Raw genomic sequence first — 270 nt, 5'->3', positions numbered from 1 at the left:
AACATCGAAGTCACCTTCATCGGCAAACCCACCCGCAACGCCAGTGAACTGCTGGCCTTCTGGGAATACATCCGCCGCTACATGGAACACGGCCCCGCCGCCGCCCCAGCACCGGAAAAACTCATCTGCAAGTTCCCCTGGCCATGGCTCTCGGTAAAGGCTGCCTGGGGACTGGATACCAGCTTCATACGCCAACGCGAACTGCGCATTTTCGTACTGCTCAACCTGCTGCTATGGCCCGTCATCCTGATCCACGCCACAGGCCATTGG

Annotated in this window: 1 pseudogene; it reads left to right on the top strand. The window is 59.3% G+C overall.

Features of this window, described 5'->3' with window-relative positions:
• Window positions 1–270 (top strand): annotated as a pseudogene (locus DM374_RS32935) (DUF6708 domain-containing protein); the annotation flags it as partial.

The organism is Pseudomonas huaxiensis (assembly GCF_003231275.1).
GTDB classification, from domain to species: domain Bacteria; phylum Pseudomonadota; class Gammaproteobacteria; order Pseudomonadales; family Pseudomonadaceae; genus Aquipseudomonas; species Aquipseudomonas huaxiensis.
The sequence above is the reverse complement of the archived record's forward strand: the minus strand, read 5'-3'. Positions and strand labels throughout refer to the sequence as shown.